This is a genomic window from Proteiniborus ethanoligenes, from assembly GCF_900107485.1.
Lineage (GTDB): Bacteria > Bacillota > Clostridia > Tissierellales > Proteiniboraceae > Proteiniborus > Proteiniborus ethanoligenes.
In genome coordinates this window covers 1-25,359 of record NZ_FNQE01000013.1, presented here as the reverse complement: position 1 = coordinate 25,359, position 25,359 = coordinate 1, and the positions used below count along the sequence as shown (strand labels likewise).

Genomic DNA, 25,359 nt, shown 5'->3' with positions numbered 1-25,359 from the left:
TTTACCTATTTATATTCCTTTTTCTATTACATCAAATAAAAACTCTCCATTTTCATAGAATAGCTCGCCGTCAGCATATATCTTGCCTCCATCTCTCATGTCACATAGCATATCCCAGTGAATACTAGATTCATTTTTCGCATTTGTACTTGGGTAAGCAGACCCTACTGCGGCGTGTACTGTTCCACCTATTTTCTCATCAAAAAGCATGTTCCTTGTAAATTGTTGAATTCCATAGTTTGTACCTATGGCTATTTCGCCTAGAGTTCTAGAGCCTTGGTCTGTGTCTAGTATAGCAAGTAAAAGTTCTTCTCCCTTTGCTGCTTCAGCCTTAACTACTTTTCCTTTTTCAAAAGTAAGTCTAATATCTTCTATTTCCTTTCCTGCGTATATTCCAGGGAAGCTAAACCTTATGTACCCTTCTACAGAATCCTCTACTGGTCCTGTAAATACTTCTCCATCAGGGAAGTTCACTTTACCATCACAGTTAATCCATTTTCTACCTTCTGTTCTCATTTTTAAGTCAGTATCCTTTGATATTATATGGATCTCCTTCTTTTGGTCTAAATATTTTACAACCTTTTCTTGCTGTTCAGAAATCTTCTTCCATTCTGCTGTAGGGTCTTCTTTATCAATTAGACCTGCTTTAAAGACAAAGTCTGCATACTCATCAAGAGACATATTACCTTCTTGAGCATCAGAATGTGTAGGAAATTGAGTTAAGCACCATCTATATTCACCTTTAGCTTCACGTTTTTGCTGAATATCTATGATTTCTTTCATTGCCCTTCTTCTTGCAACGATTCTTTGCGGATCAACGCCAGCTAATTCCTTTGTATTTACTCCACCTAGCAAGTGTATCGTAGCATCATATTTTTCTGCGAAAGTTCTACTAACTGGAGATACAAAGTTAAGTTGCTCGTCATTTCCCTCTTTTAATAGAATTTCTCCAACACCTTCTAAATAAGTTGTTATTTCAGGATATGCACCTACCTTTAGTGCCTCCCTATATAATTCCTTTAGCAAAGGCTCAGTAACTACACTTCCACGTATTTGCAAATATTCGCCTTTCTTGATATTTAATGAATAGTTGATTATCAAATGTGCTAACTTTTGTAATCTAATGTCTCTCATCATTTTCCCTCCTCAAAAATTATAATTATATCAAATATTAGTATTCTATATCCCTATTATAATCCCTTTAAAAATTACAGTTTTTTAACAAAAGGCAATAAAAGGTAACAAAGAGAAATTAAAAAGCCCTTATTAATATAAAGGCCTAAAGCTCTCGTCAGAGGCTTTCATTATATTTACAATCTGCTGTAGCTTTCTAGATTGCACCTTCCCTTTATCAGGAAGAATTGGTTCTATGCAGTTTGCAAGCTTAACCATAGATGTGAGTCTATCTAAGTTTTGAGTTGAAGCTAATTGAGAATACCCTTTAAGATTTTCTTTTGCTTTAAGTATATTGTTTTTGGTATTTACAATGCTTTCAGCCATTGTTTTGTTATTGTCCCCCAGATAATTTACCATTTCAGATAGTATCTTTCCCTTTCTATCTATAATAGATAGGTTTAGATTTGAGGATTTAACCTTATCATTATAATCATTTTCAATTATTCTTTTAATCATATTAAGTATTTCGAAAATATCCTGTACCTTGCCTAGGATATGCTGGTCTTCTTGAAGAAAATAGGGTTTTATTTCCCTTAGCATCTTAGCCTTGTCTTCATAGTTATTACTAAGGTTCATATTCAATTTAAATCCTTCATCTTTTTTTAGAAGAGAAAGCATTAAAAGAGGCAGTGCTACTATAGCTATGTTTTTGAGGTTTTTGAATGTATTATTGTCCATATTAATAACCACCTTATACTCTAAGTCCATAATATCTCATTATTTTATTTTATGTATTAGTATTATAAAGGTGATTAATTATTAGCTACTATAGCTCTATTACTTCATACTCCTGTGATAAAGTATTTATCATAAGGAGCTTTTTCCGTAAAAGAGCCCCTCTTTTAATCAATATTTTAAGTACTTCACTTACTTCTATAGAAGCTACCAATGCTGGAGTAAAGGAAGGATTACCTAGCTCTGATTCAAGTCCCTTAGTATCTTTATCTCCATATAATATACTAAGAGTCTTTTCTCCAGGAAAAACAGTAGTTACCTGTCCATACCAGCCTGCTATTGCTCCATGGACAAGTGGAATGTTGAGTTTTTCAGCATGCTTTTCTACAACCAAGCGAGTTTTTACATTGTCTAATGCATCTACTATTACATCATGCCCTTTTAATATTTCCACTGCGTTTTCTTCCGTTAGTTTTTCAATAATAGGATCTATTTTTACTAATGGATTGATATTGCTTATTCTTTCTTTTGCTACTATGGCTTTTGATTTTCCTAAAGAGCTCATACTGGATAAAATTTGTCTATTTAAATTTGTTTCTTCAAACACATCATAATCTACAGCTGTAATCTGTCCTATACCCAATCTTGAAAGCATTTCTATTATATATCCACCTAGTCCTCCACAGCCAATAACACAAACTTTAAAGCTGCTTAAGCTATTATTTTCTTCCGTTGTTAGCATGTTCATGTTTCTAGAATATCTCTTCACTATTACCCCTCCATCTAAGCAAGTATTTGTAAAACATGACCCTAGCTTTTAGTATATTTTTCGTAAAATGCTTTAGCTGCCTCTATACTATCATGTGTTTTAAGAGTCTATATTTTGTCTAGATTTAGCTCTGCTCTAAGCTCTCTTAATGATTTTGTAGTAACATTTCTAGCCTCTATTTTTAAAAGCTCTACAGCCTTTTGGATATCTTCTTTTTTTAATACTTCTATCTCTAAATATGGATATGGATATGTGTTTACATCCCAAGTATCTATATCAAATCTTATATCTTCAAATACATAAGAAATTCTCTCCTTAGTCCCTTCATGTATTACATTAAGGTTTAGATGCTTTAGTATAGTATTTAATGCAGCTTTATCCCAAACCCTTGTCTCTATCTCCATATTTTCTCTTGCTATTTCACTTGATATGTTCTTTTTTAATGTAAAAAGGATTTCAACTTCATCTGTCAATAGATTTCTTGTTTCTCTTATTCTTAAATACCCATCACCTAAGTTCTCAATTGTCTTGTTTTCTGAGTCATATAAAGTGTTGATTTGATACTCCTTACTTATTAACCTAGCCCCTATATTTTGCAGCTTTTCTTCGATAGCTCCTTTGTCTATGTTTAAAACCTTTACTTCTAGTTCCTTTGCCATTTTATCACCTTCCACTATGTATTATTCTAATAAAAAATGTCAATCCTCAAATTAAGGAGGTATTCTGTATGAAATATATACTAATCTCTTTAGTATTTCTATTTTATATGTTTTTTGTAATAATTAAAATACGAAAAAGAGAAATTGATAGATTAAGATGTTTTCTGAATAGTATAAGTTATATGGATTTAAAATCCACATTAGTTAAAGATAAAGAAGAAGACAGATAGTTTTTTTATTATCTGTCTTGATTATTATATATTATGTTTCAAATATGTATATTTTTTTGGATAAATTCTTTTACTTCCTGAGCAGTTGGTAGCTTTAGAATTTCTTCAACTAAGCCTTCCATATCTTTTTTTAGTATATTATTAACTATCCATCTAGCTCTGAGCATAGAGGATGCACTCATACTAAATTCATCTAATCCCATTCCAATTAATATAGGTATGAGCTTCGGGTTGCCTGCAACCTCTCCGCACATTTTTACTTTTATACCTTCTTTGTGTCCATTATCTATTATAGTTTTTATTAGCCTTAAGAGTGCTGGATGAAACTCATTATACAAATAGGATACCTTTCTATTGCCTCTGTCTACAGCAGTCGTATATTGGATCAAGTCATTAGTGCCTATACTAAAGAAGTCTACTTCCTTTGCAAACAAATCAGACATAACTGCTGCTGAAGGTATCTCTATCATAATTCCTATTTCTATATTATTATTAAATTTTATATTTTCAGCTCTTAATTCCTCTTTCACACCTTCTAAAATACCCTTTGCTTGTCTTAATTCCTCTATAGCAGATATCATAGGAAACATTATTTTAATATCTCCGTATACACTAGCTCTAAGTAATGCTCTAAGCTGAGTTTTGAAAATATCTGTCCTGTCTAGGCACAGCCTTATAGCTCTATAGCCTAAAAAAGGATTCATTTCCTCTGGAAGCTTAAGATAAGATAAATCCTTATCTCCACCTATGTCTAAGGTTCTAATAACTACTGGTTTACCTTCTAGTCTAATAGCAACTTCTTTATAGGCTTCAAATTGTTCCTCCTCTGTAGGCAGTTTGTCTCTATCCATATACAAGAACTCAGTTCTATAAAGACCTACGCCTTCACCATCATTGTCAATTACTCCTTCAACATCCTTTGGTGTTCCTATGTTTGCAGCAATTTTTACAACAAATCCATCTTTAGTGATGCTCTTTTTGCCTCTTACCATTTGGAGCTTTTTAGTAGATTCAATGTAGGCTTCTTTTTTTTGCTTATATGCTTCTAATGCATCCTTATTAGGATTTAATACTATTTCTCCTGTGTCTCCATCTAAAATAATATAGTCTCCATCTGAAATAAAAGTTCTAGCTTTTTCTACACCTACAACAGCAGGTATCTCTAAAGTTCTAGCCATTATTGCGGAGTGTGAATTTTTGCCACCTGTTTCAGTAATAAAGCCAATAACCTTATTCTTGTCCATTTGTGCTGTATCTGAAGGAGTTAAATCCTCAGCTACTATAATAACCTCTTGAGATAGCGTACTTAATTTCATCTCTTTAACATTAAGTATTATTCTAATAAGTCTTCCTGTTACATCCTTTATATCGGAGGCTCTTTCCTTCATATAGTCGTCTTCCATTGCCTGAAACATATTTATGAATATATTTGCTACCTCCCAAACTGCCCATTCTGAATTTACTTTCTCTTCTCTAATTTTAGCTTCGATTTGTCCAAAAAAATCTGGATCCTCTAATATCATTCTATGGGCCCTAAATATACCTGCTTCTTTTTTACCAATAGTATTGAAAGCATGCTCATACAATTCTTCTATTTGGTTCTTAGCTTTTTCTCTTGCAGTATTTAGCTTTTGAATTTCCTCCTCTGTTTCGGCTATATGCTTTTTTACTAGGTCTATTTTTGTATCCTTTTTTATAATAGCCTTTCCTATTCCTATTCCAGGCGATACGCCAATGCCAATCATAGCACCCCCCCTATTCTCCAAAATTGCTATTGATTATTGACACTAAAGCTTCTACAGCCTCTTTTTCATCTTCACCTTCAGCCTTTATAATTAATTTTACTCCTTTAATTGCACCCATACTAAGTATCCCCAGTATACTCTTCCCATTATATTCTTTTCCATCTTTAACAACTGTAATGGTGGATTTATATTTTGATGATATAAAAACAAATTGACTTGCTGGTCTGGCATGAAGGCCTGATTCATTTTGTAGCATTACTTCTACGCTATACATATATAGTCCTCCTAAATTAATGTCATATTTAAAACCTTTATATCAATAGCATAATCCTTATTTTACCGTAGGTTACCCCAAATTTTTTTAGGCATGAAATCAATAAAATCGCAAGATATACAATGAAACTCTATTCCCTCTATATATCCTTCAACTGCAAATTTATGTCCTTCCCCATGGAGATGACCATATACGCATTTGCTTATATTATACTTTAACATTAACTCCACAAATTCATTAGGCGCTTTATTTTCAAAATTAAAGGGTGGGTAATGAAGCATTACTATTTTTTCTAATGTATTATCTCTTACAGAAGAAATAGATGCCTCTAATCTTCTTAGTTCACGTTCAAATATTTTCTCATCATGAGGATCAAATTCCCCACTATCGTGAGATGCCCAGCCCCTTGTTCCACATATGGCAATGGATTGGTATAAAAAGCTGTCATTATGAATAAAATCTATAGTCTTTAACCCTAGCTCCTTTAGCTTTGCCTTTGTCCCCCACCAATAATCGTGATTTCCCCTAATAAATATTTTTTTTCCTGGAAGTTCATCTATTTTCTTTAAATCAATATAGGCCTCTGACAGTTTTAGAGCCCAGGAAATATCTCCTGCAACTAATACTAAGTCTTCTTCTCCTATTATATTTTGCCAGTTACTAAATATCTTTTCCTGATGGTTTATCCAATTATGACCAAATATATCCATAGGCTTATCTCCTGCAGAATCTAAATGAAGATCTGCTATCCCATATATAGCCAAAATATCACCTCCTATTAATGCTTAATCTATCGATAATTTAATATCTAAAAATAATCTCATAAGGCTTATGTTAAAGTTATTGTTCAACATCAATTATCAAAGCAGCAATTTTACAGTTTTCTGATAGTTAATGTAATACATTAACTATCCTTATAGATTAACTAGGTTAAAATTTACACCTTGTTTATTAAGTATTTCCTTTTCTCTTTCATGACAAGTAAATAATATTATCTGTCTTTTCAAGCCTTCTTTAGATAATAGCTTTAGTATGTTTTCTAATCTATCATAATCATACTGAACAAAAGAATCATCTAGTATAAGAGGAAGATTGTTTTCTCCCTTTATTATATTAATAATTCCAAGCCTCATACCAAAATATAGCTGATCAATAGTTCCACAGCTTAGCTTTTCTACATCAACCAGCTTATTGTTTCTAGGATCTACTACTTTTATATTTAAGCCTTCAGTTATTTTAACATCATGATATTTATTAGATGTTATACTTTGAATAATCTCTCCAACCATGCTGTTTAATTTAGGTGCAAAATCCCTTTGAATGTTTTTAGATATTTTGTCTATAGTGCTTCTTGCAAGGATTAAGGCCTCTCTTCTATTTTCATATTCATTTTGCATATTCTTTTTTCTTATTATTTCTTCTTCAATTTGAACTAATTCAGTTGTTAAATTGCTTAAAAACCTAATTTTTTCTTCAAGCCTTGTGAGTTCATCCTTTGTTTCTATTATTATATCATTTATGCTGCTTAAATCCTCCAATAATGTTTGTTTATCCAGGACTTCTACACTCTGTTCCATTGCTTCTGTAAAGCCTTCTGATTTTTTTCTTAAAAATTCTATGCTATAATTATCTAATATATTATTATATAAGCTTTTTTTACTCTCTAGTAGCTGTGACAGCCTTTCATAGCTTTTCTTTTTCTCTAGATCATCTTTGACAGTAAGATCCTTTTCAGTTATATCAATAGCCAACCTTCTTAAATCAGCCTTTGTTTTACACTTAAATATTTTTAGTATATCCTCCATTTCTATTTCTAGCTCTTCTATTGTCTTTTTTCTGCTATTGTCTTTTCCCTCCATCTCTCCAATTTGAAGCTTTAAATTTCTAACATACTTATTTAGTTCTTTAGATGAAAAGAAAGAATATACGAGGACTACAAAGGGAAAAACTGAAATATAGTATATGGTTTTAGAAATCTTAAGCCCAAGTAAAAAGCTTACTATAATTCCCATAACAGAAATTATTTTTATCATATTCATTTTTCTCAAACTGCGTAATTTTTCTTCGGCTCTAGTATTTAAAAACATAAGGCTATTATATTCATTATTGTATAATAGTTTGTTTTTTTCTTCCTCTAGTTCTTCATATTTATATAGCTTTTCGTTTATGTTCTTATTATTAAATATAGGATTATTCTCCTTAGAATTACACAGGATTAAATCCTTAGTATTTTCATATTCATCTAATTGTACTTTTAGTTCATTTATTTCCTCTAATAACTCCTTGCTTTTCTCATATTTTTGAAAAGCTTGGTAAATCTCTAAAAGATTTATCTTGTTTTCAATTTCATTTTTCTTTACATTTAACTGGTTTATTTCTTCTAAAAGAGAATTTGCCTTTTCTTGATAGTCTTTAACTTCTATTGAAATGGATAATGCCTTTTCCTTTTCTTTTTCCAGCTTTTCTATTTCTTCAACAACTTTACCTAAAGGTGAGGTTTTAATTCGTTTTTCAGTTCCTATATCGTTGATTTTTTCATCAAGCTTCTCTAATACCTTTTTAATGGAAATATCCTCGTCTAGGCTGCCTCCTAAATTTATTAAGCTGTCCTTTACCTCTTTTGATAAAGCCTCCTCAGATTTACTATTCCCCTGACTAATTGATATTGTATTATTGAATACGGTGCTATTTAATCCCATATAGGTGGTCGTTGGCTGATGAAGCCTAGTTATATTATCGTATTCGGAAATATGGCTTATATCTTCACCAGTTTCTTCATCAAATATTTTTACTTCATCACTCCCCTTTAAAAAATTTCTTTCTATTCTAAAAGCATGTTCATTTATTATGCATTTAAGTATTCCGCTATATTCTGGATAATCCCAAGGTAAATATCTATCGTAGTCCTCAGAATATATTCTTTTTTTGCTATAAGGCTTAAAAAAACCAAAAAGCATTCCTTCGATAAATTTATGAATTGTAGTCTTACCTGCTTCATTATCTCCATATATAATATTAAATCCATCCTTTAGAGTAATAGTTTTGTTCTTGAACTTTCCAAAGGAATTTAGAAAAAGTTCTGTTATAATCATTTCTTCACCTTCTCACTTAGTAATGCTTCAAGTCCATAGTATAGTGCATCTTTTACTATTTCATTGTCTAATCCCTTATTTCTCATTTCTTCTATGAACAATCCTAGAATATTATTAGAATTCTCCATATATATCTTGTCCAAATCATAATCAGGAGTAGTATTATCTATTATTTCTATATAGTAAAAATCATTTTTTAGATATTCTTTTAAGTCTTCTGTATTGACTTCAATATCTCTATCCTTTGTACCTGATAGAACTACTCTGTAGAGATTCATATCTCTGCTTTCTTTGTTGTCAATAGTTTTAATTATATCTATTATTTCATTATAGTCTATATTCTCGTTTATAGTTATTTCTTTAATAATAAATTTTCTTTTAGCAAATGGCTTAAATTCCATTTCAGTATTATATTTTGATATTTGTCCTTCTATAATTCCATGACTGCCTGTTTCACCAAAGTCTAGAGGTTCGGGACTGCCACAATAGCAAATATTTGGGCTTAAAAATTGATGCTTATGAATATGCCCTAATGCTATATAGTCAAAACCACTATTTATTAGTCTGTTTTTATCTATTGGCAAATAGCTAGATTCTTTGCTTAAAGCATCTCCATGAGCTAGTAAAATATTGATTTTACTATTATCTTCTACTTTAATACCATCAATAAGTCTTTGTCGCTCAAGCTTTTTATCCCAGCTTAGACCCCAAACGACAGTATTTAAGCTCCCTAACTCTAGCTTTGACACAGTATTAGGCTCAAAAATATGAACATTATCTCCCCATTTTATCAGTTTATATAGGGACCTTTTACCAAGAGTATCGTGATTTCCTGCTGATATAATAACTTTTGTGTCACTTATCTCTCTAAACATAGAGTCTATTCTTTTAATATCTGATATTGTGCAATAATCATCTTCAAATAAATCTCCTGCTACTAGTAAAATATGTGCTCCTATCTCTTTACATCTATCTATAATTCTATTAAAGGTTTCCCACAGCTCAAGTCTTCTTGTGTTGGCCTGTTTTTTATCAAAGCTTGCGCTTTTAAACTCCATACCAAGATGGATATCTCCTGTATGGATGCATTTTATCACCATAACTACACCTCCAAAAAATGAAATCTATATATTCTTAGAAAGCATCAAATAATCATAAAATTATATAGAACATATATTCGATATTGAAGGTTCAAAATCCTTCATAAGGTTGAAAAATTACATACTAAAAAAAACAAAGACCTGATTTTTGTCAGGTCTTTGTTTACTACATTATCCTTTTATTATTAAATTGCCTTATACTGATTAACATAGTTAATAGATATATTGCCAATGCTAAACCTATAATTAGTAAGTTAAAGTTAACTGGGTTATTAGAAAGCCTTTCTAATAAATTTTCTAGCTTTCCCGACTGAATAAAGCTTGGTTTAGGAATATATTTAACGAGTAGGGAAGATATGAGCCCTGGTAAAAACATCAATGCAAAAAAGATAATCCTCGAAATATTTATTGCCTTTGCAGCACCATATCTATATATAAGAACATATACGGCCCCTGTAAATACAAGGGTAAAGCCCGAGCCCGCTAATATTATACTAATTGCAACATTGTCTATAGTCATCCTTCCACCTGATAGTTTTGCAATAATAACATAAAACAGAATTCCAGCAGTTGCTAGTAAAAGAGGAGTTATATATTTGCTTATTACTATTTTGTATGGCTTTATGGGAAGAATTCTTAGGAGTGTATAGCCTTTATTTTTATCTTCATTGTACTCAGTTCTTATTACTACACCATATACCATGACAAAGGTGAAAGCTGCTGACATAGCTAAACCTAAATTATTCAAAAAACTATATAATATAAAAACTAATCCTATAGTGAAATATAATGCAATAGTCTTTCTAGATTGATAAAGGTCTTTATATACTATATAGAGCATTATTTTTCCTCCTTTACAAATGATATTAATATTTGGTCTATGCTAGTATTTTCAACTCTTACTATGTCCTTTTCCAGATATGGCTTTAACATGCTCTTCATACTCTCATATTGATCTGTTAAGCCTGATATGCCAAAAAAGTTTTTTTCAATGCCTATTAGCTTACTATTTAATTCAGGAATTTCGTATCCAGTTTTAATATGAATACTTTTCCATTTCCCAAGTATATCATCTTTAGGAGCAGAAAGTATTATTTCTCCATCTATTATATATGTGACATAATCTGCTATTTTTTCAATGTCTTCAGTTATATGAGTTGAAAATAATACTGATTTGTTTTCATCTTGTATTACCTCTAATAAAATCTTTAGTATCTCACTTCTTATAACTGGATCAAGGCCTGAGGTTGGTTCATCTAATATTAATAGCTCTGGATTGTGAGCTAGGGCTAGAGCTAATGAAAGCTTTACTCTCATTCCCTTTGAAAGCTCTTGAACCTTTTTTGTGCTACTTACATTAAATCTTTCTAAAAGATTATAAAATTCATCCCTATCCCATTGTATGTAATGCTGAGATATGAACTTTTCCATCCATTTAACACTCATATCCTCATAAAAAAACTGTTCTTCCCCCACATAGCCTATTCTGTTTTTAATCTCTTCCTCATGGTTTTCATAATCACGACCAAATATTTTTATTTTTCCGCTATCGTAATTTATTAGATTCATAATTGCTTTTATTGTTGTAGACTTACCTGCACCATTAGGCCCTACTAGTCCCATTATATATCCTCTTGGAAGAGTTAAGGAAACATCTTTTAATGTAAACTCTTCATACTCTTTCCTTAGATTTGATATTTCAAGAATATTCTCCATTATCTTTCCTCCTTTATCTCATTAATAATTCTAATAATATCATCTGTTTTTATATTATACTTACAGGCTTCATTTACTATATCTCTAAGCTTTTCTCTTAATTCTATAATTTTTCCACTTTTTAAACTTTCCTTATTAACCGTATTTACAAAAGAGCCTAATCCAGGTCGTGTTATTATGTAGCCCTCATTTTCTAAATCTGCATATGCACGTTTAATTGTAATAACGCTTATGTTAAGCTCATTGGCCATAGCTCTTATAGAGGGTAACAATTCATCTTCCTTTAAATCCCCTGTGATTATTGCATGAACTATCTGGTCCTTAACCTGTTTATATAAAGGATCTGGGTTAGTGTTAGATAATGTTATAAACATTTTTTCTCCCCTCTGTATATATAGTATATGCACAGTATATACTTTAAAGAATGCTTTGTCAATAGCTTTAAAACAAAAAATAAGGAGTCCTTAGTCAATGCAGACCGAGAGCTCCTTTTTTATTATGTATATGTTTATTTATGTTTTCTATATAGCATTTCTACATGAGGAATATTATCTTCTAGATATATGTCTGATACTATTTTAAATCCATGACTCTCATAAAAATCCTTTAGGTATTCTTGTCCAGAGATTCTAATACTAGTTTCATTTAGGCTTTCTTCAATGAATTTTATCCCTTTCACAAGCATTTCTCTGGCAATACCTTTTTTGCGATACTCTTTAGCAACTAAAAATCTTCCTATGGACACTTCTTCATAGGAAACTCCTTTTACTAAAATTCTTAAATATGCAATAATGTTGCCATTATTTTCTAAAAATAAGTGATAGGCATCCTTGTCTTTACCATCACAGTCTTGATAAGAGCATTGCTGCTCTACTACAAAAACTTCACATCTTACCTTTAAAATATTATATATTTCTCCTAATGTTAAGTCTTCAAATTTTTTAATTTTCCACTCCATTTTTGTCCCCTCTTCAAAATTAAAGTATGAACATAATGCTTTAATACTAATATATAACACACTTTTATTTTATTAAAGGAATTTTTACTCTTTTATGTGCTTTTGTAGAATTATGTAGATTTTATATGTTATAATTTAGTAATGCTAAAATTTATTTATTTGTGTCGTTTAATATAGAAAAAACTAAAGCTTAGGAGGTTAACATGCTAAAAAAAGTTTATCCAAATATCTATGTAAATGAAATTCCACTACCTAATAACCCTTTAAAAGCACTCAATAGTTATATAATCGTTTCCGATGATAATAGTCTAATTATTGATACAGGCTTTAACTTAAAGGAATGTAAGGATGCATTGATGCAAGGTATTAAGGAATTAAATATAGATTTGAAAAAAACAAATCTATTTATTACACATCTTCACTCAGATCACTCTGGTCTTGCATATGATTTAGCTAAAGAAGGTGTAAAAGTATATGCTAGTAAAATAGATGGAAAAATGATAAATGATTCTATTAAAGACGAGTTTTGGGAATTTTATGACAGCTATATTAAATTATTTGGTCTTGAACAGGACAATATGCTGTTAAGTGACAATCCTGGATATAGATATACCCAAGAAAATCCTGTGGATTTTATTATAGTAGGTGAAGGCTATAAGTTCTTAGTTGGAGATTACTCCTTTGAAGTAGTAGACATTCCAGGACATACTCCTGGACAGATTGGACTTTACGAAAAAAATCATAAGCTATTCTTCTGTGGAGACCATATTCTTGATAGGATTACTCCAAACATTGCATTTTGGGGATTTGAACAAGACATATTAGCTGTATACTTCCGTAATCTTAGAAAAGTCTATGAATATGATATAGATTATCTATTTACTTCTCATAGAAATATTATCACTGATCATAGGAAAAGGATAGATGAGTTATTAGAACATCATGAACACCGTTTAGATGAAATTCTAAATATTATCAACAATAAGAAGATGACTCCTAGAGATATAGCTGCTAATATGCACTGGGATATAAGAGCTAAGGACTGGGATGACTTCCCTAGACCACAAAAATGGTTTGCAGTTGGTGAAGCAGTATCTCATCTAGAGCATCTATGGAGTACCGGAAAGGTCCAGAAATTTAATGAAAATGGAGTCCTTTATTATGAGCTTAAAAAATAATATAATTACAAAAAGCTTATTTGTTTTATTTAGTATTTAAATATAGCCTTCTTCTATATAGAATTGAATATTTAAGTAAATAATTCTATAATAGATATATATTATTTTTATTGATTGTAAAAACAATAAAAAAATTGGAGGGTTTTTCATGGATATTAAGCTTTTAAATGAGGTTTGCTGAGGCGGTAATAAATTAGCCCCCATCGTTGATGAGGCATTAAAGAGAATGAATTTGAACTATAGATATGAGCTAATAGAAAATCCTAAAATTTTATCTGAGCTGGGTATTAATAAAACTCCTGCTATGATGATAAATGGTAAAATAGTCCTTGAGGGTAGAGTACCTAATTTCTTAGAAATGATAGAAATATTAAATAAAGCCTTTAGTAAATAAAAAGATTCAGGTCTTAAAGTAATCATTAGACCTGAATCTTTTTATTTTCCCCCTGCTAAATTCCCTTTTAATCTTGTGGAATTAATAATGTATTATTATCTGTAAATTGGCAATCTCCCATGCTTAGAATATAGGCTTTTAAGCAATCAGGTAAGGATTCCATAAGCCTTTGATATTCTGTGGCTTTTATAGCTTTTTTTAATACATCATTCCTTTGTCCTTGGAAGTACTCTACATTCATTTTGGCCACAGAATCTGCTAAAGCCTCATAGCTCTCTTCATTATCGTAGTCTAGTTTTTCTTTTAATACTTTATAATATTTTTCATAGGATTTTTCTTTAAAATATTCTTTTGAATACATTTTAAAGTTTAACAAATTGTCATCTTTTATGTTGTTTTCTTTAGACCAACCTTCTACGTCAATTTTATAGCTGTTATATTCAAAGCCATAGCCTGGAATATGCTTTAGTTCACCATATACATTGGGATATGCTAGGATGCTTCCAGTAGCTATGTCGTACAGCCTATAATCACCTTCTTCATAGCTATTAATACTCTGTAAATGTATATGTCCTGTGAGTACAATTTCAATGCCTAGTTTTTTGAATAACTTTAAGACTTCATCTTTATTATCTATTACGTAATCCTTGTTTATAACCGAATTATGCTCTAATAGACTATGGTGCATGGAAGCTATTAGTCTAGCATTGTTTTCTTTGGCTAGCTTTGCACACTCCTCTATCCAATTCAGTGTTTTGGAAGGTATTGCCCCTCCCTTTTCAGGAATATCTAATGGCTTTCCTTTATTCTTTTTAGTAGAATCAAGCATCAGAAGCCAGACATCTTCTGATGGAGTCAGTAGATAGCTAAGAGAATGCTCATCCTTTGATATAGCCTCCATATAGCCAAATGAATGGTATATTTCATAAAACTCTTCATCCGTAATGCTTTCAGTAATTATGGATTCTTTGCCAAAATAATTTCTAGCCCAAGGATTTTCTATATCATGGTTTCCAGGTATTACGAAAACACAGGTGCCTTGTATCTCAATTTTCTCAAGTTTTTTTGCAAAATCTAAATGGCTTTCTTTTTCACCATTACAGGTCAAATCGCCACTTATAATTAAAAAATCTGGTTTTTTATTTTCTATTTCCCATATAAGAGTATCTATTATTTCTTCAGTATATATAATCAATTTACCATCTGCAGTACAACAAAAATCATTAAAGGCTTCGTTTTCATCATAGGTGCTTCGTGACAAATAATGTGGATCTGATACTATCATAAAGGTGGCTTCATGTCCTGAAGGAATTTTGCAGCAGGGTGAAGAGAAGGTTGGCTTCTTGACACAACCTGTCAAGCTTATTAAGCATAAAGCTATTAGAACTGTTAATAATATCCTCTTCTCACTCATAAACACACCACGCTTTCTAATAAAAGCTTAAAAGAAAATACAAGAGTGTTAAAAAAATATCAATTTTGTTCATATTGTCTATTTTGTTCATATTGTTTATGTGTTTTTATTATACCATATATTTATCTATTTGTGTAATAATTTAGAAATTTTTTCTTTAATAAAGAAAAAAACCAAATACAATTTTAACTTGTACTTGGTTTCTTCACGATTATTTTATAAAGCTTTTATATATATATCTAATACATCCTCATAGCTGAGAGGTTTATAGGAGCCTACCTTTCCTCCGTTAAATTCTGTCACTGCCTTAGCCATTTTTTCTAGACTTTCTTCTCCTATACCTAATTCTCCAAGAGTTCCTGGTATGCCTAAGGAGGTAAAGAATTCCTGTGTTTTATCTATAGCCTCATTTGCTATATGGTATTTGTCCTTGGTGCTATCAATATCCCAAACATTTATTCCATACTCTACAAACTTATCTAGAGTATCATCGTCTAGTACATGTCTCATCCATACAGGTGTTAATATTGCTAGACCTACTCCATGGGTAATATCATAATATGCACCTAGCTCATGCTGAATTGGATGAACACTCCATATAGCTTCTTTTCCATATCTAATAAGGCCATTTATAGCAAGACTTGATGCCCACATTAAATTTGCCCTTGCTTCATAGTTTTCAGGCTCTTTTATTGCAACAGGTCCATATTTAATACAGGTTTTTAGTAAGCCTTCTGCTATTTTATCTTGCACATATGCTCCTGTATTGTTACTAAAATATGATTCTAAGACATGGCTCATTATATCCGCAGTTCCTGCTGCTGTTTGACTTGCAGGCACTGTATAAGTGTATACTGGATCTAATATAGAAAACTTAGGTGCCATGTTAGGATGACCTATGCCTAGCTTTTGTTTTGTTTCTGGATTTGTAATTACTGCACCTGCATCCATTTCTGAACCTGTCGCTGATAATGTAAGGACTGAGCCTATTGGAAGAATCTTTTCAATTTTTGCCTTTCTAATAACTAAATCCCAAGGATCTCCTTCATAATAAAAGCCTGCAGCTATTACCTTAGCACAATCTATAGAGCTTCCTCCACCTACTGGAAGTATAAAATCTATTTGGTTTTCTCTACAGATTCTAACTCCTTCTCTTACGCTTTCTATTCTTGGATTAGGTTCGATATTTGACAATTCCCAGAAAGGTATATTTTCTTCCTTTAGTATGCCGACTACCTTATCATAAACTCCGTATTTTTTAATGCTTCCTCCACCATAAGCAAGTAATACCTTTGTTCCATATTTTTTTATTTCCTTACCTAATACTTGAATTTGATCTTTACCAAAGAAAATTTGAGTAGGTATAGAATAATTAAAGTTTAGCATATTTTCATCTCCCTAATTTATATATTATTATTTTTTACTCTTAAATCTAATATACCCAGGTTTGAGCTTATAACAGGCAAAAAAAATAAAAAGGAAGTAAAAAAACTTCCTTTTACACACTCTCAACATTTTACTAAACTAATTGCTGGAATTTTTTTAATAAACGTATAAAATGATTAGACTCTCGGAGAACATGGTCTCCTAACAGTGGAATTATTGTTGATTTAATTTTACATTCAATTAATCCTTGTGTCCCTTGAGCATTAAAATCTCTAACTCTTTTTGTAGCTTCAAGGCTTTCCTCCGTTACTTTCGAAATCGGTAGAGTTCTATTAATAGCTTTTTTTACGTCTTCTGTTAATTTATCAAATTCTCTACCAAAATTGTTAGCTAAATTGAACAAATCTTCTTCTGTAGGATCAAGTAAACCTCGAATAAACTTAGAATGCTCTGCCATGATTCTATTCCAGAATAGTTCTTGTTCATATATCTCTTTGTCTATATCGATTTTCTCTCTCATCTGAAGCCTATTAACTATTCTTAGATACAACTTAGCTTCTCTCATTATGTGGTCAATTAATAGTGGATAATTAACAGTAAACATATTGCAGGACAAAACATTAGATAATATATTTTGTTTAAAGTCAATCAAAGCTGTCAACAAAGCTATCGCTTTTTGGTTAATCATACATACCGCTTGCTCATGCATAGGAGCAAACATTAAATGTTCTCTACCCATCAATCCTTCTTCTGCTTGTGTAAGATGTGTTTGTATCTGTACACCTGTAAGATATGCTGATGCCATTTCAGCTTTTAGGGTATATGGAGTAACTACTTCTCCTGATTGAATTACACCAGGGCTAATTACACCATTTGAAAGAAAAATAACCTCTCCCAAAAGTCTATCGAATTCTACTCTAAACATGTCTGCCTGTTGAGAAAAACTCACGTCTCTCGGTGTAAAGCCTACTTCTAGAAAGAATGAATGTTCCTTCATAATCCTAGCAAAAAAAAGATGTGTTTCTAAAGACTGCCTAATAAATTCAACACTAGATAGCATAATATTCCTCCTTTTATCTCATTACGAAGCTTCTTTATGCTATATAATATTGATTCATTACGACACTAGTTACAATTAATGTTTAATTTATTAACTTATATACTGATTCTTTATATATTGTTAGTAAATTCTCTTTATCTCCTTTTCTTATCCTTTGCTTTTAACAGTCTAGAAGTATCTAGGCTTTGGTCTGATGATTTCTCACTTTCTCTTTTTTCTTCTTTAGTTTTACCTGCTTCTTCTTTTTCTGTCTTATAGCTAAGGGCATCAGCTCCTAGGTCATTAAAGCTTTGGGACATAGTACTTCTTATATGAGCTTCTTTTTTTGCTTTAGTTGCATTCTTAATATTATTAGTAACATTCTCTTGAATGCTTTCCTTTTTTCGTTTAAATCTAATCAATCCTAAATTTAGTCTTCTTATTCCAATATCAAAAATGAATAGCACTAATGCCATTGAAATAAGTAAGGGATACAATTCTCTGCTTCCATATACTCTATCTAAATCATCTATAAATACTTCATTTGGGTTTGTAATAAATTCTCCACCAGACCTGTTTTTTAATACTTCTAATATATTCATATTAGAAGTATTATCATATTCCTTAGAATAATTTGATAACACTACATTGTTTGAAGAATTTACTATATCTCCATCTTTATATTGGTTTACCTTAACTATATATACACCTTTATTAGAAACTGGGAAATTTCCTCTATATTCTCCTGGCTTAGAAGGTACTAATTCTATATCAAAAGTATTTAAATCTGGTGCTATTATAGTAGCTACAGTACTTATATCCTGATGAAATTCATCAATATTTGTTACAATTATTTCTTGTTCATCTCCATTATTAACCGTTTCAAAGGCAATTGTATCGCTAGATGCTCTTGGGAAGGTCCATTCAATCATGTTTTTAATAAAATCTATCCCTTCCTGGGTAGATAAATATTCCCCACTCCAGCTTCCATTTAAATCTGATGTCCATGCTACAGTCCTACCTAAGCCATATTGCCATGAAACTAATATTGGATCTCCTACATCACTAATAAGTATTGTAGTTGCTCTTTCCTTGCTAGATGCTCCAATATATCCATCTAAGTTAGGTATTCCTTCATGAAATGGACTTATTATATCATGGATATTTGAAATCACCGGTGTAAAGCTCCTATTGTTTATATAGGCTTTTGAAGCTAAGAATGTTTCCTTAGTAAATATTTCAGGTATTGATGAAAATTCATCTGCAAAATAATATCTGCCGTTACCAGTACCAGCAATCCATTCTAATAGTCTAGTATCTGAATCACCACCAACAGCTACTGTAGATACTGTGATACCTTCTTCTTTTATATTATCCATTAAAACTTCATAGCCTGTTGATTCTGCCTGTCCATCTGTAAGAAGAATTATATGCTTTAGCTTAGTATCTGCATCCTTTAAAGCTAAATATGCTTCGTCTAATGCAGGGAGAATACTAGTGCCACCACCTGCTCTAATAGCTCCAATGGCTGATTTAATGCTTTCCTCATCATCTGTTGTAGATATCCTCACTACCCATTGGGCTGTTCCGTCAAAGGCTATAACACCTATTTTATCCTTTGGCTTAAGAGAGTTTACAGCCTTAATTGCTGCTTCCTTTGCTATTTCCATTTTGTTTATACCAAATTGTCCGCCTTCCATACTGCCTGACTTATCTATGACCAGCATAAGGCCTAGACTAGGCACCTCTCCCTTTACCTTCATCTCCATGTCTACAGGTAGTATTTCCTCTAAAGGTGTTTTATAGTATCCACCTAGTGCAAAGCTATTTTCTCCTCCGGATACTAGTAGTCCTCCTCCATAGTCTCGTACATAGCTTTTCAATGAATTTAAAAAACCACCTTCTATGTGTTCAAGAGACACATCGCTCATAACTATAGTTTTATATTTAACCAACTCAGAAAGACTTATAGGTGCCTCCTTATCCTTTATATAATCCACCTCTATACTAGAGGCTTCTAGTAGCTTATATATTTCTCTTCCCTGTCCGCTTTCTCCCTCAATTAACAATATTCTAGGTGTACCTTGTATTTCTGTAAATGTAGAGTATTCATTGTTCTGTGTTAGGCTGTCTACAGGTGAAGTTATGACTGCTTTATATGTTTTAAAACCCGATCCCTGTGCCACATCACTAAATACAAATCTATTTTTACCTTTTTCAATATTTATTTCTCTTTCACCTGACAATTCATTATCTCTATACAAGGAAAGTCTTCCCTTGGTTTTTACATTGCTAAATATCTCTATAACTATGTCAAATTCCTGATTCTCATAAAGCTTGCTAGGAACATCTATTCCTTTTAACTGAACATCTTCTCTCTGAATTTTTTCGGGACTATATATTTTAAAGCTAATATCTTTATTTTTAATTAAGGAGGCTTCGAGACTACTATTTCCCGTATTTTCTTCTCCATCAGTGAGAAGAACTATTCTTCTCATACTATCATCAGGAAGTAGTGTCTGAGCTATTTTAAGTCCTTTTTCTATGTTAGAAAGGCCTCCATTAGGCTTTGTCTGAAATTCTATAGACTCTAAATCATCTCTTAATGGATATTCTATTTCCCCATTTTGTCCAAAGGTAATTATCCCTACCTTGTCTTTTTTTGTAGTATGCTCCAGTGCTTCCTCTATAAACTTTTTATACTCTTCATGCTGGTTTCTTGTACTATCTGATAAATCTACAGCAAATACAGTAGCTATATTATCTACATATGTTCTAATATTCATCCCTGCTAAAGCTAGTATTAACAAAATCGCTACTGTACTCCTTATAGCTAATATCATTCTATATTTATCCTTATTCATAGACTTTAAGCTTCTACTAAAATAATAAAAGGAAATCAAGATTAAAGGCATTAATACTAAAGCTAATGGATTGCTAAATTTAATTACCACGACTATACACCACCCATTCAGCTGCTAATATTAGAATTGCTAAAAGCAGCAATATATTGCTAATGCTTCTCTCACCTTTTACCTTTTTTCCTTCCTGAGCCATTTCTTCTCTCTCTTCATTTGTCATGGATTGGTACATTGACTCATGCTGTGTATTTACATTTGAAGCAAAGTAGCTAATAGGCAATTCTTCTCCTATCCTTTGTTCTATCTTATATACACCTAGCTCCTGTGCAGTATATGGTGACAATGCTAAAGATAAGGACAGCATTTCTTTTTTTCCATCTGGTTTTATTATACTTATTTCCTCAGTTTTAGGTAAAATGTTTAGATTCAGGCCTTCCCCTACTAATATGTTAGTCTTTTCTTGAATTCCAATGTTTAAAGTATAATCTAGCATGCTTTGAACAAAAATAGGAAAGTCTATTTTAAGCGGAAAATCTGTATGGTGAAAGTCAAAGCCTAAGACTATCATCTTTTGATTATCTTTTTGTCCCTTTCCAATTACAGTATTATCATCTATTAAAAGCACTGGTTCAATCCAATCAGCGTCTTTAATATATCTGGCCTCACTTAGAGAAAAGTCAAGATTCACATATTTAAACAATTCATCATTTAATGCCTTTAGCTCACCAAATTTTACAACAGGAGCTTTAAACAATTCATTGTTTTCAAGATTTATCATAATAATATTGCCATCTGTAGGAAGCTTTTCTGGAGCCATACCATCAAAAATATATAAATCATATCCTTCTATATTCTCTGAAGCTTCATTTATCTTATATAATTCTACATTATTATTTAAGCTAATGGCCTTCTCTAGAAATACATTTCCCTTAGTCATTAATAATGCTTTTTTTATAGGATTAGGATTTACTACATGATATCTTATATTATCCTCTTTTAAGCTGTCATCTATATCTGCTTCTACTGTTATTATTCCTACATTAGGATGAATTCCCTGCCAATAAATATTATTGCTTTCTCTTGGAGGAAGGCTAATTTCTTTAACATCACTAAGTTTATTATCTACATACAGTGATAAATCAAATTTTACATCCTCGTCTGAATAGTTTGTAACTCTTGTAAGAGCAGTAATACCATTTTTATCAATAGAGTGGGAAATATTATCTATAGCTATATTTTTTTCTTCTCCATCAATGTAATTTACAAATAAATTATCTATATCCGCTTCAATCCCTTTATCTGTAAACACAAGTATGGAATAGTCCTCTTCATCCTTGACCATTGCCTTCAAAAGAGATATGGTTTCCTCCACATTATCTACAGTGTTGGAAGGCTTTAGCTCCTCTAGCTTTTTCCTCGCTAGCTTCTGGTCTTTTGTACTGTTTAATATAATATTAGGTGTAGCATCCATTGCAATAATAGTAACTCTACTATCTGGTCTAAGATTTTCTATTAGCTTTTCGCCTTCTTTTTTTCCAATGTCAAATCTAGTACTGTCCTTCGATTTCCCTTGCATACTCAAGGATGTATCTAGGACTATAATAGTATGACCCCCACTTATAGCATTTGAAAAAATAAATGGACGTGCTAATGCAAAGACTGCTAATGAAAAAATTAATAATTGCAAAATAAGCAGAAGATTTTTCTTTAGCTTCTGCCAAGGTCTGTTTGCTTCCACATCTCGGAGAGCCTTCTCCCATAAATAATTACTAGATATGGTAAGCTCTGTATGCTGTTTTTTTAGTAAATACATAATTATAATAGGTACCAAACCTATAAAAAGCAAAAAGAAAATCGGAGAATAAAAGCTCATTATTTCACCTCAATATTCCTGCACTAGTTAAATTATCAAAAATAATTGCTTCAATTGAAAGCTGATTTGAAATCAAGCTGTATTGACAGCTAAATTTTCTACATATTTCCTTGTTTCTATTTATAAATTTCTGTAATGTTTTTTCATATGAACTGATAACGGATTGGGTTATGCTAATATCCTTTCCTTCCTCTGTTTCACTGTCAATTAGCCTTATATCACCTGAGTATAAAGGATTTATTTCCTCAGCTGAAAGCACATTTAGTACTGCTATGCTTTGATTCATAAAGGCTAAATACTTAACTATTTCTTCAAAGCCATCTGAAAACAAGTCAGATATTATTATTGATATTCCTCTTTTATATCCTCTTGTTTTCGTAAGTGAAAAAACATCCTCTGATTCATGGAAGTCTATACTGTCTAGGTATCCAGCTAATCTGTAAGCGTTATTTTTACCGCTTAGTCCCTCTAAGCCTTCTAGCTTGCCTTCTTTAGAAGTATAAATATTGACTCTATCCATATTTACTAGGCTTAAATATCCTATTGCCAATGCTAATTGCTTTCCTATAGTAGATTTTTTAGGATTCCCAAAATCCATTGACTTAGAGTTATCTATAAAAATATTAATATTTGCTTCTCTTTCTTCCATAAACAGTTTAATAAAAAGCTTATGAAATCTTCCATATGCGTTCCAGTCAATTTTTCTAAAGTCATCCCCAGGAGCATATTCTCTAAAATCAGAAAACTCTACAGAGGAACCTTTGCTTTTAGATTTTCTGCCTCCACCATAGCCTTTATTCAGGATTATACTAGAATTAAGCTTTAAGGACTCTAGTTTTTTTAATAAACCACTATCTATAAGTCTTTGTTCCATATAATCAATCCTTTTTTGAACAATAGTTGAACGGTAGTTGAACAATGGTTAAACAGTTGTTGAACAATAGTTGAACAGTTGTTAAACCCTTAGAGATACTTCGCTTACGCTCAGTATGACAGAACAAATATCTCTAATCAATTTTTAATTCTTAATTATTTCTCAATCCTTTATTAGTAGTTAGCTAAGAACTAAGAGCTAGCAACTAACAACTAAGTTAAGAACTAAGTATTATTTCTTGGATTATTTTTTCACTGCTAATATTATCTGATACTGCTTCAAAGTTTAGTAGTACTCTGTGCCTCAGTACTGGATAAGCTGCATAGTTAATGTCATCAAAGGCTACATTGTATCTTCCTTCCATTAAAGCTTTTACTCTAGCTGCTTTAATGATTGCCTGTGCTCCTCTAGGGCTTGAGCCATATCTTACATATTTTTTAGTTATTTCTGGACTTAAGCTTTCTTCTGGATGTGTCCCTAGTATAAGCTTCATAGCATAATCCATAACAGGCTTCGCCACAGGAACATCCTTAGCAATATTGGCCATTTTAATAAGCTCTTCTCCATTGCTTACTTTTTCTAATTCATTTTCATTAACTGAGGTGGTAATACTAACTATTTGACTAAGCTCCTCTAGCTTAGGAAACTTAACATCTAACTTAAATAAAAACCTGTCCATTTGAGCTTCAGGCAATGGATATGTTCCTTCCATCTCTATAGGGTTTTGAGTGGCTAATACGAAAAAAGGCTTACTCATGGTATAAGTATGATTACCTACTGTAACGGTCTTTTCCTGCATTGCCTCTAGCATTGCACTTTGAGTTTTTGGTGTTGCTCTGTTTATCTCATCTGCAAGGACTATATTGCTAAATATAGGTCCTTTTTGAAATGTAAATCTGCCGACACCCTTTTCATCTTGAGAAATAATATTAGTCCCTACTACGTCTGCAGGCATTAAGTCTGGAGTAAATTGTATTCTTGAAAATTCTAAATCAAGGACCTTGCCTATTGTCTTTACAAGCTGAGTTTTCCCTAGGCCAGGTACACCTTCTAATAGTACATTGCCTTCACATAGGATTGCAATCAATACCTGTTCTATAACATCCTTTTGTCCTATTATCGCTTTTCCTATTTCTGCTTTGATTTTTTCCGTCTTCTCTCTAAAATCCATTATATCCTTTTCAGCTATTTCCATTTAATACACCTCTATTCTTTAAAAATACAAATTTGAATAAAATCATGATACCTATTTTAGGAATTTAGGATAAAATACTAAGCGAACATTTGCAGGTCACGACTATAATTCTTAGCGAATGCAGGTGAAAAATCCGTTAAGCAACTTGTACTGTTTAAGCGTAGTGAGTTTGCAAGTTGTAGGATTTTTTACCGAAATGAGCTATAGAATTATTCGTGACCGATTATGACCTAACCCGATTCATGAAGTGAATCGATGGTAGGCCAAATGCAAAGGGCTTCAAATTTATGTGAGCGTAGCGAACAAATAAATTTGTTTAGCCCGACTGCTAACCGTGAGCGTGTATTTTATCCTAAATTCCATACTATTCTACACTATTCTAACTCGCTAAAATACTTCCTAATAATCTCCTTGAACTGACCCTTGTCAAGTAGACAACTAATTTAATTAAGTTTTATGCACTTTTGGGTGTGTGGTTTCTATATTCTAAAGGAGCCATACACCCTAATCTTTTTTGAAATCTTTCTTCATTGTAGAATTTAATATATTTGATTATTTCTTCTTTTAAATCTTCAAGAGATTTAAAGGTTTTTCCATAAAACATCTCAGCTTTTAAAATCCCAAAAAATCCTTCCATAGGACCATTATCAATACATTTACCAACTCTAGACATACTTTGTGTCATCCCTGCTTTATTAATCTTACTTTTAAAGGAATTATTAGTATATTGAAAACCTCTATCGCTATGAAA

At 31.7% G+C, this 25,359-nt stretch carries 24 protein-coding genes; 3 read left to right on the top strand and 21 right to left on the bottom strand.

Features of this window, described 5'->3' with window-relative positions; translation table 11 throughout:
• Positions 1-9: 9 nt before the first annotated feature.
• The 4 genes from BLV37_RS06670 to BLV37_RS06655 all read right to left on the bottom strand — a co-directional run bounded on the left by BLV37_RS06670 (position 10) and on the right by BLV37_RS06655 (position 3,279).
• Positions 10-1,134, bottom strand: a complete 1,125-nt coding sequence (locus BLV37_RS06670) for an aminopeptidase (protein ID WP_091729029.1) — start codon at positions 1,132-1,134, stop codon at positions 10-12.
• A gap of 132 nt (positions 1,135-1,266) precedes the next feature.
• On the bottom strand, positions 1,267-1,854 hold the full coding sequence (locus tag BLV37_RS06665; protein ID WP_091729026.1) for a hypothetical protein: 588 nt from the start codon (positions 1,852-1,854) through the stop codon (positions 1,267-1,269).
• 88 nt (positions 1,855-1,942) lie between these two features.
• Positions 1,943-2,620 carry a HesA/MoeB/ThiF family protein gene (locus BLV37_RS06660; protein WP_091729023.1) on the bottom strand — a complete coding sequence of 226 codons (678 nt, stop codon included), beginning with the start codon at positions 2,618-2,620 and terminating at the stop codon, positions 1,943-1,945.
• Between the two features lie 107 nt (positions 2,621-2,727).
• Positions 2,728-3,279, bottom strand: coding sequence for a class IV adenylate cyclase (locus BLV37_RS06655; RefSeq protein WP_091729020.1), 552 nt, complete (start codon positions 3,277-3,279; stop codon positions 2,728-2,730).
• 68 nt (positions 3,280-3,347) lie between these two features.
• Between BLV37_RS06655 and BLV37_RS15025 the strand changes: the two genes are divergently transcribed.
• Positions 3,348-3,509, top strand: a complete 162-nt coding sequence (locus tag BLV37_RS15025; protein ID WP_176967901.1) for a hypothetical protein — start codon at positions 3,348-3,350, stop codon at positions 3,507-3,509.
• Between the two features lie 38 nt (positions 3,510-3,547).
• Here the strand turns inward: BLV37_RS15025 and ptsP are convergent, their stop codons facing one another.
• The 9 genes from ptsP to BLV37_RS06610 form a co-directional block, all read right to left on the bottom strand.
• Entirely contained in the window at positions 3,548-5,254 is a 1,707-nt protein-coding gene (ptsP, locus tag BLV37_RS06650; RefSeq protein WP_091729018.1) for a phosphoenolpyruvate--protein phosphotransferase, read from the bottom strand.
• Positions 5,255-5,264: 10 nt separating this feature from the next.
• Positions 5,265-5,528, bottom strand: a complete 264-nt coding sequence (locus BLV37_RS06645) for an HPr family phosphocarrier protein (protein WP_091729015.1) — start codon at positions 5,526-5,528, stop codon at positions 5,265-5,267.
• Between the two features lie 62 nt (positions 5,529-5,590).
• Complete coding sequence (locus BLV37_RS06640; protein ID WP_091729012.1) at positions 5,591-6,292, bottom strand: metallophosphoesterase; 702 nt, start codon at positions 6,290-6,292, stop codon at positions 5,591-5,593.
• Positions 6,293-6,442: 150 nt separating this feature from the next.
• On the bottom strand, positions 6,443-8,620 hold the full coding sequence (locus tag BLV37_RS06635) for an ATP-binding protein (protein WP_091729009.1): 2,178 nt from the start codon (positions 8,618-8,620) through the stop codon (positions 6,443-6,445).
• A complete protein-coding gene (locus tag BLV37_RS06630) occupies positions 8,617-9,720 on the bottom strand; it encodes a metallophosphoesterase family protein (protein WP_091729006.1) in 1,104 nt (367 codons plus the stop codon). The genes BLV37_RS06635 and BLV37_RS06630 overlap by 4 nt, the downstream gene beginning before the upstream one ends.
• Before the next feature lie 166 nt (positions 9,721-9,886).
• A complete protein-coding gene (locus BLV37_RS06625) occupies positions 9,887-10,561 on the bottom strand; it encodes an ABC-2 transporter permease (protein ID WP_091729003.1) in 675 nt (224 codons plus the stop codon).
• A complete protein-coding gene (locus tag BLV37_RS06620; RefSeq protein ID WP_091729000.1) occupies positions 10,561-11,436 on the bottom strand; it encodes an ABC transporter ATP-binding protein in 876 nt (291 codons plus the stop codon). Before BLV37_RS06620 ends, BLV37_RS06625 begins: the two co-directional genes overlap by 1 nt.
• A complete protein-coding gene (locus BLV37_RS06615) occupies positions 11,436-11,810 on the bottom strand; it encodes a GntR family transcriptional regulator (protein WP_091728997.1) in 375 nt (124 codons plus the stop codon). Before BLV37_RS06615 ends, BLV37_RS06620 begins: the two co-directional genes overlap by 1 nt.
• A gap of 134 nt (positions 11,811-11,944) precedes the next feature.
• A complete protein-coding gene (locus tag BLV37_RS06610) occupies positions 11,945-12,394 on the bottom strand; it encodes a GNAT family N-acetyltransferase (RefSeq protein ID WP_091728994.1) in 450 nt (149 codons plus the stop codon).
• Positions 12,395-12,597: 203 nt separating this feature from the next.
• Between BLV37_RS06610 and BLV37_RS06605 the strand changes: the two genes are divergently transcribed.
• Both BLV37_RS06605 and BLV37_RS06600 read left to right on the top strand, forming a co-directional pair.
• Complete coding sequence (locus BLV37_RS06605) at positions 12,598-13,572, top strand: MBL fold metallo-hydrolase (RefSeq protein ID WP_091728991.1); 975 nt, start codon at positions 12,598-12,600, stop codon at positions 13,570-13,572.
• Positions 13,573-13,774: 202 nt separating this feature from the next.
• Positions 13,775-13,966, top strand: a complete 192-nt coding sequence (locus tag BLV37_RS06600) for a thioredoxin family protein (protein WP_280140120.1) — start codon at positions 13,775-13,777, stop codon at positions 13,964-13,966.
• Between the two features lie 67 nt (positions 13,967-14,033).
• On the opposite strand, the gene BLV37_RS06595 is transcribed toward BLV37_RS06600, so the two are convergent.
• The 8 genes from BLV37_RS06595 to BLV37_RS06560 all read right to left on the bottom strand — a co-directional run.
• Positions 14,034-15,380, bottom strand: a complete 1,347-nt coding sequence (locus BLV37_RS06595; RefSeq protein ID WP_091728986.1) for a metallophosphoesterase — start codon at positions 15,378-15,380, stop codon at positions 14,034-14,036.
• 216 nt (positions 15,381-15,596) lie between these two features.
• Complete coding sequence (locus BLV37_RS06590; RefSeq protein ID WP_091728984.1) at positions 15,597-16,766, bottom strand: iron-containing alcohol dehydrogenase; 1,170 nt, start codon at positions 16,764-16,766, stop codon at positions 15,597-15,599.
• Positions 16,767-16,899: 133 nt separating this feature from the next.
• Positions 16,900-17,826: a DUF2935 domain-containing protein gene (locus BLV37_RS06585; protein WP_091728981.1), complete on the bottom strand. Its 927-nt coding sequence runs from the start codon at positions 17,824-17,826 to the stop codon at positions 16,900-16,902.
• 134 nt (positions 17,827-17,960) lie between these two features.
• Positions 17,961-20,759, bottom strand: coding sequence for a VWA domain-containing protein (locus BLV37_RS06580; protein WP_091728979.1), 2,799 nt, complete (start codon positions 20,757-20,759; stop codon positions 17,961-17,963).
• Positions 20,749-22,539, bottom strand: coding sequence for a vWA domain-containing protein (locus BLV37_RS06575; RefSeq protein ID WP_091728976.1), 1,791 nt, complete (start codon positions 22,537-22,539; stop codon positions 20,749-20,751). The genes BLV37_RS06580 and BLV37_RS06575 overlap by 11 nt, the downstream gene beginning before the upstream one ends.
• 4 nt (positions 22,540-22,543) lie before the next feature.
• A complete protein-coding gene (locus BLV37_RS06570) occupies positions 22,544-23,413 on the bottom strand; it encodes a DUF58 domain-containing protein (protein ID WP_091728974.1) in 870 nt (289 codons plus the stop codon).
• Between the two features lie 217 nt (positions 23,414-23,630).
• The gene (locus BLV37_RS06565) at positions 23,631-24,608 is read right to left on the bottom strand and encodes an AAA family ATPase (RefSeq protein WP_091728971.1); all 978 of its coding nucleotides are present in this window, start codon (positions 24,606-24,608) and stop codon (positions 23,631-23,633) included.
• A gap of 454 nt (positions 24,609-25,062) precedes the next feature.
• Positions 25,063-25,359: IS3 family transposase (locus BLV37_RS06560; RefSeq protein ID WP_143031487.1), on the bottom strand; the 297-nt coding region annotated here is incomplete at its 5' end.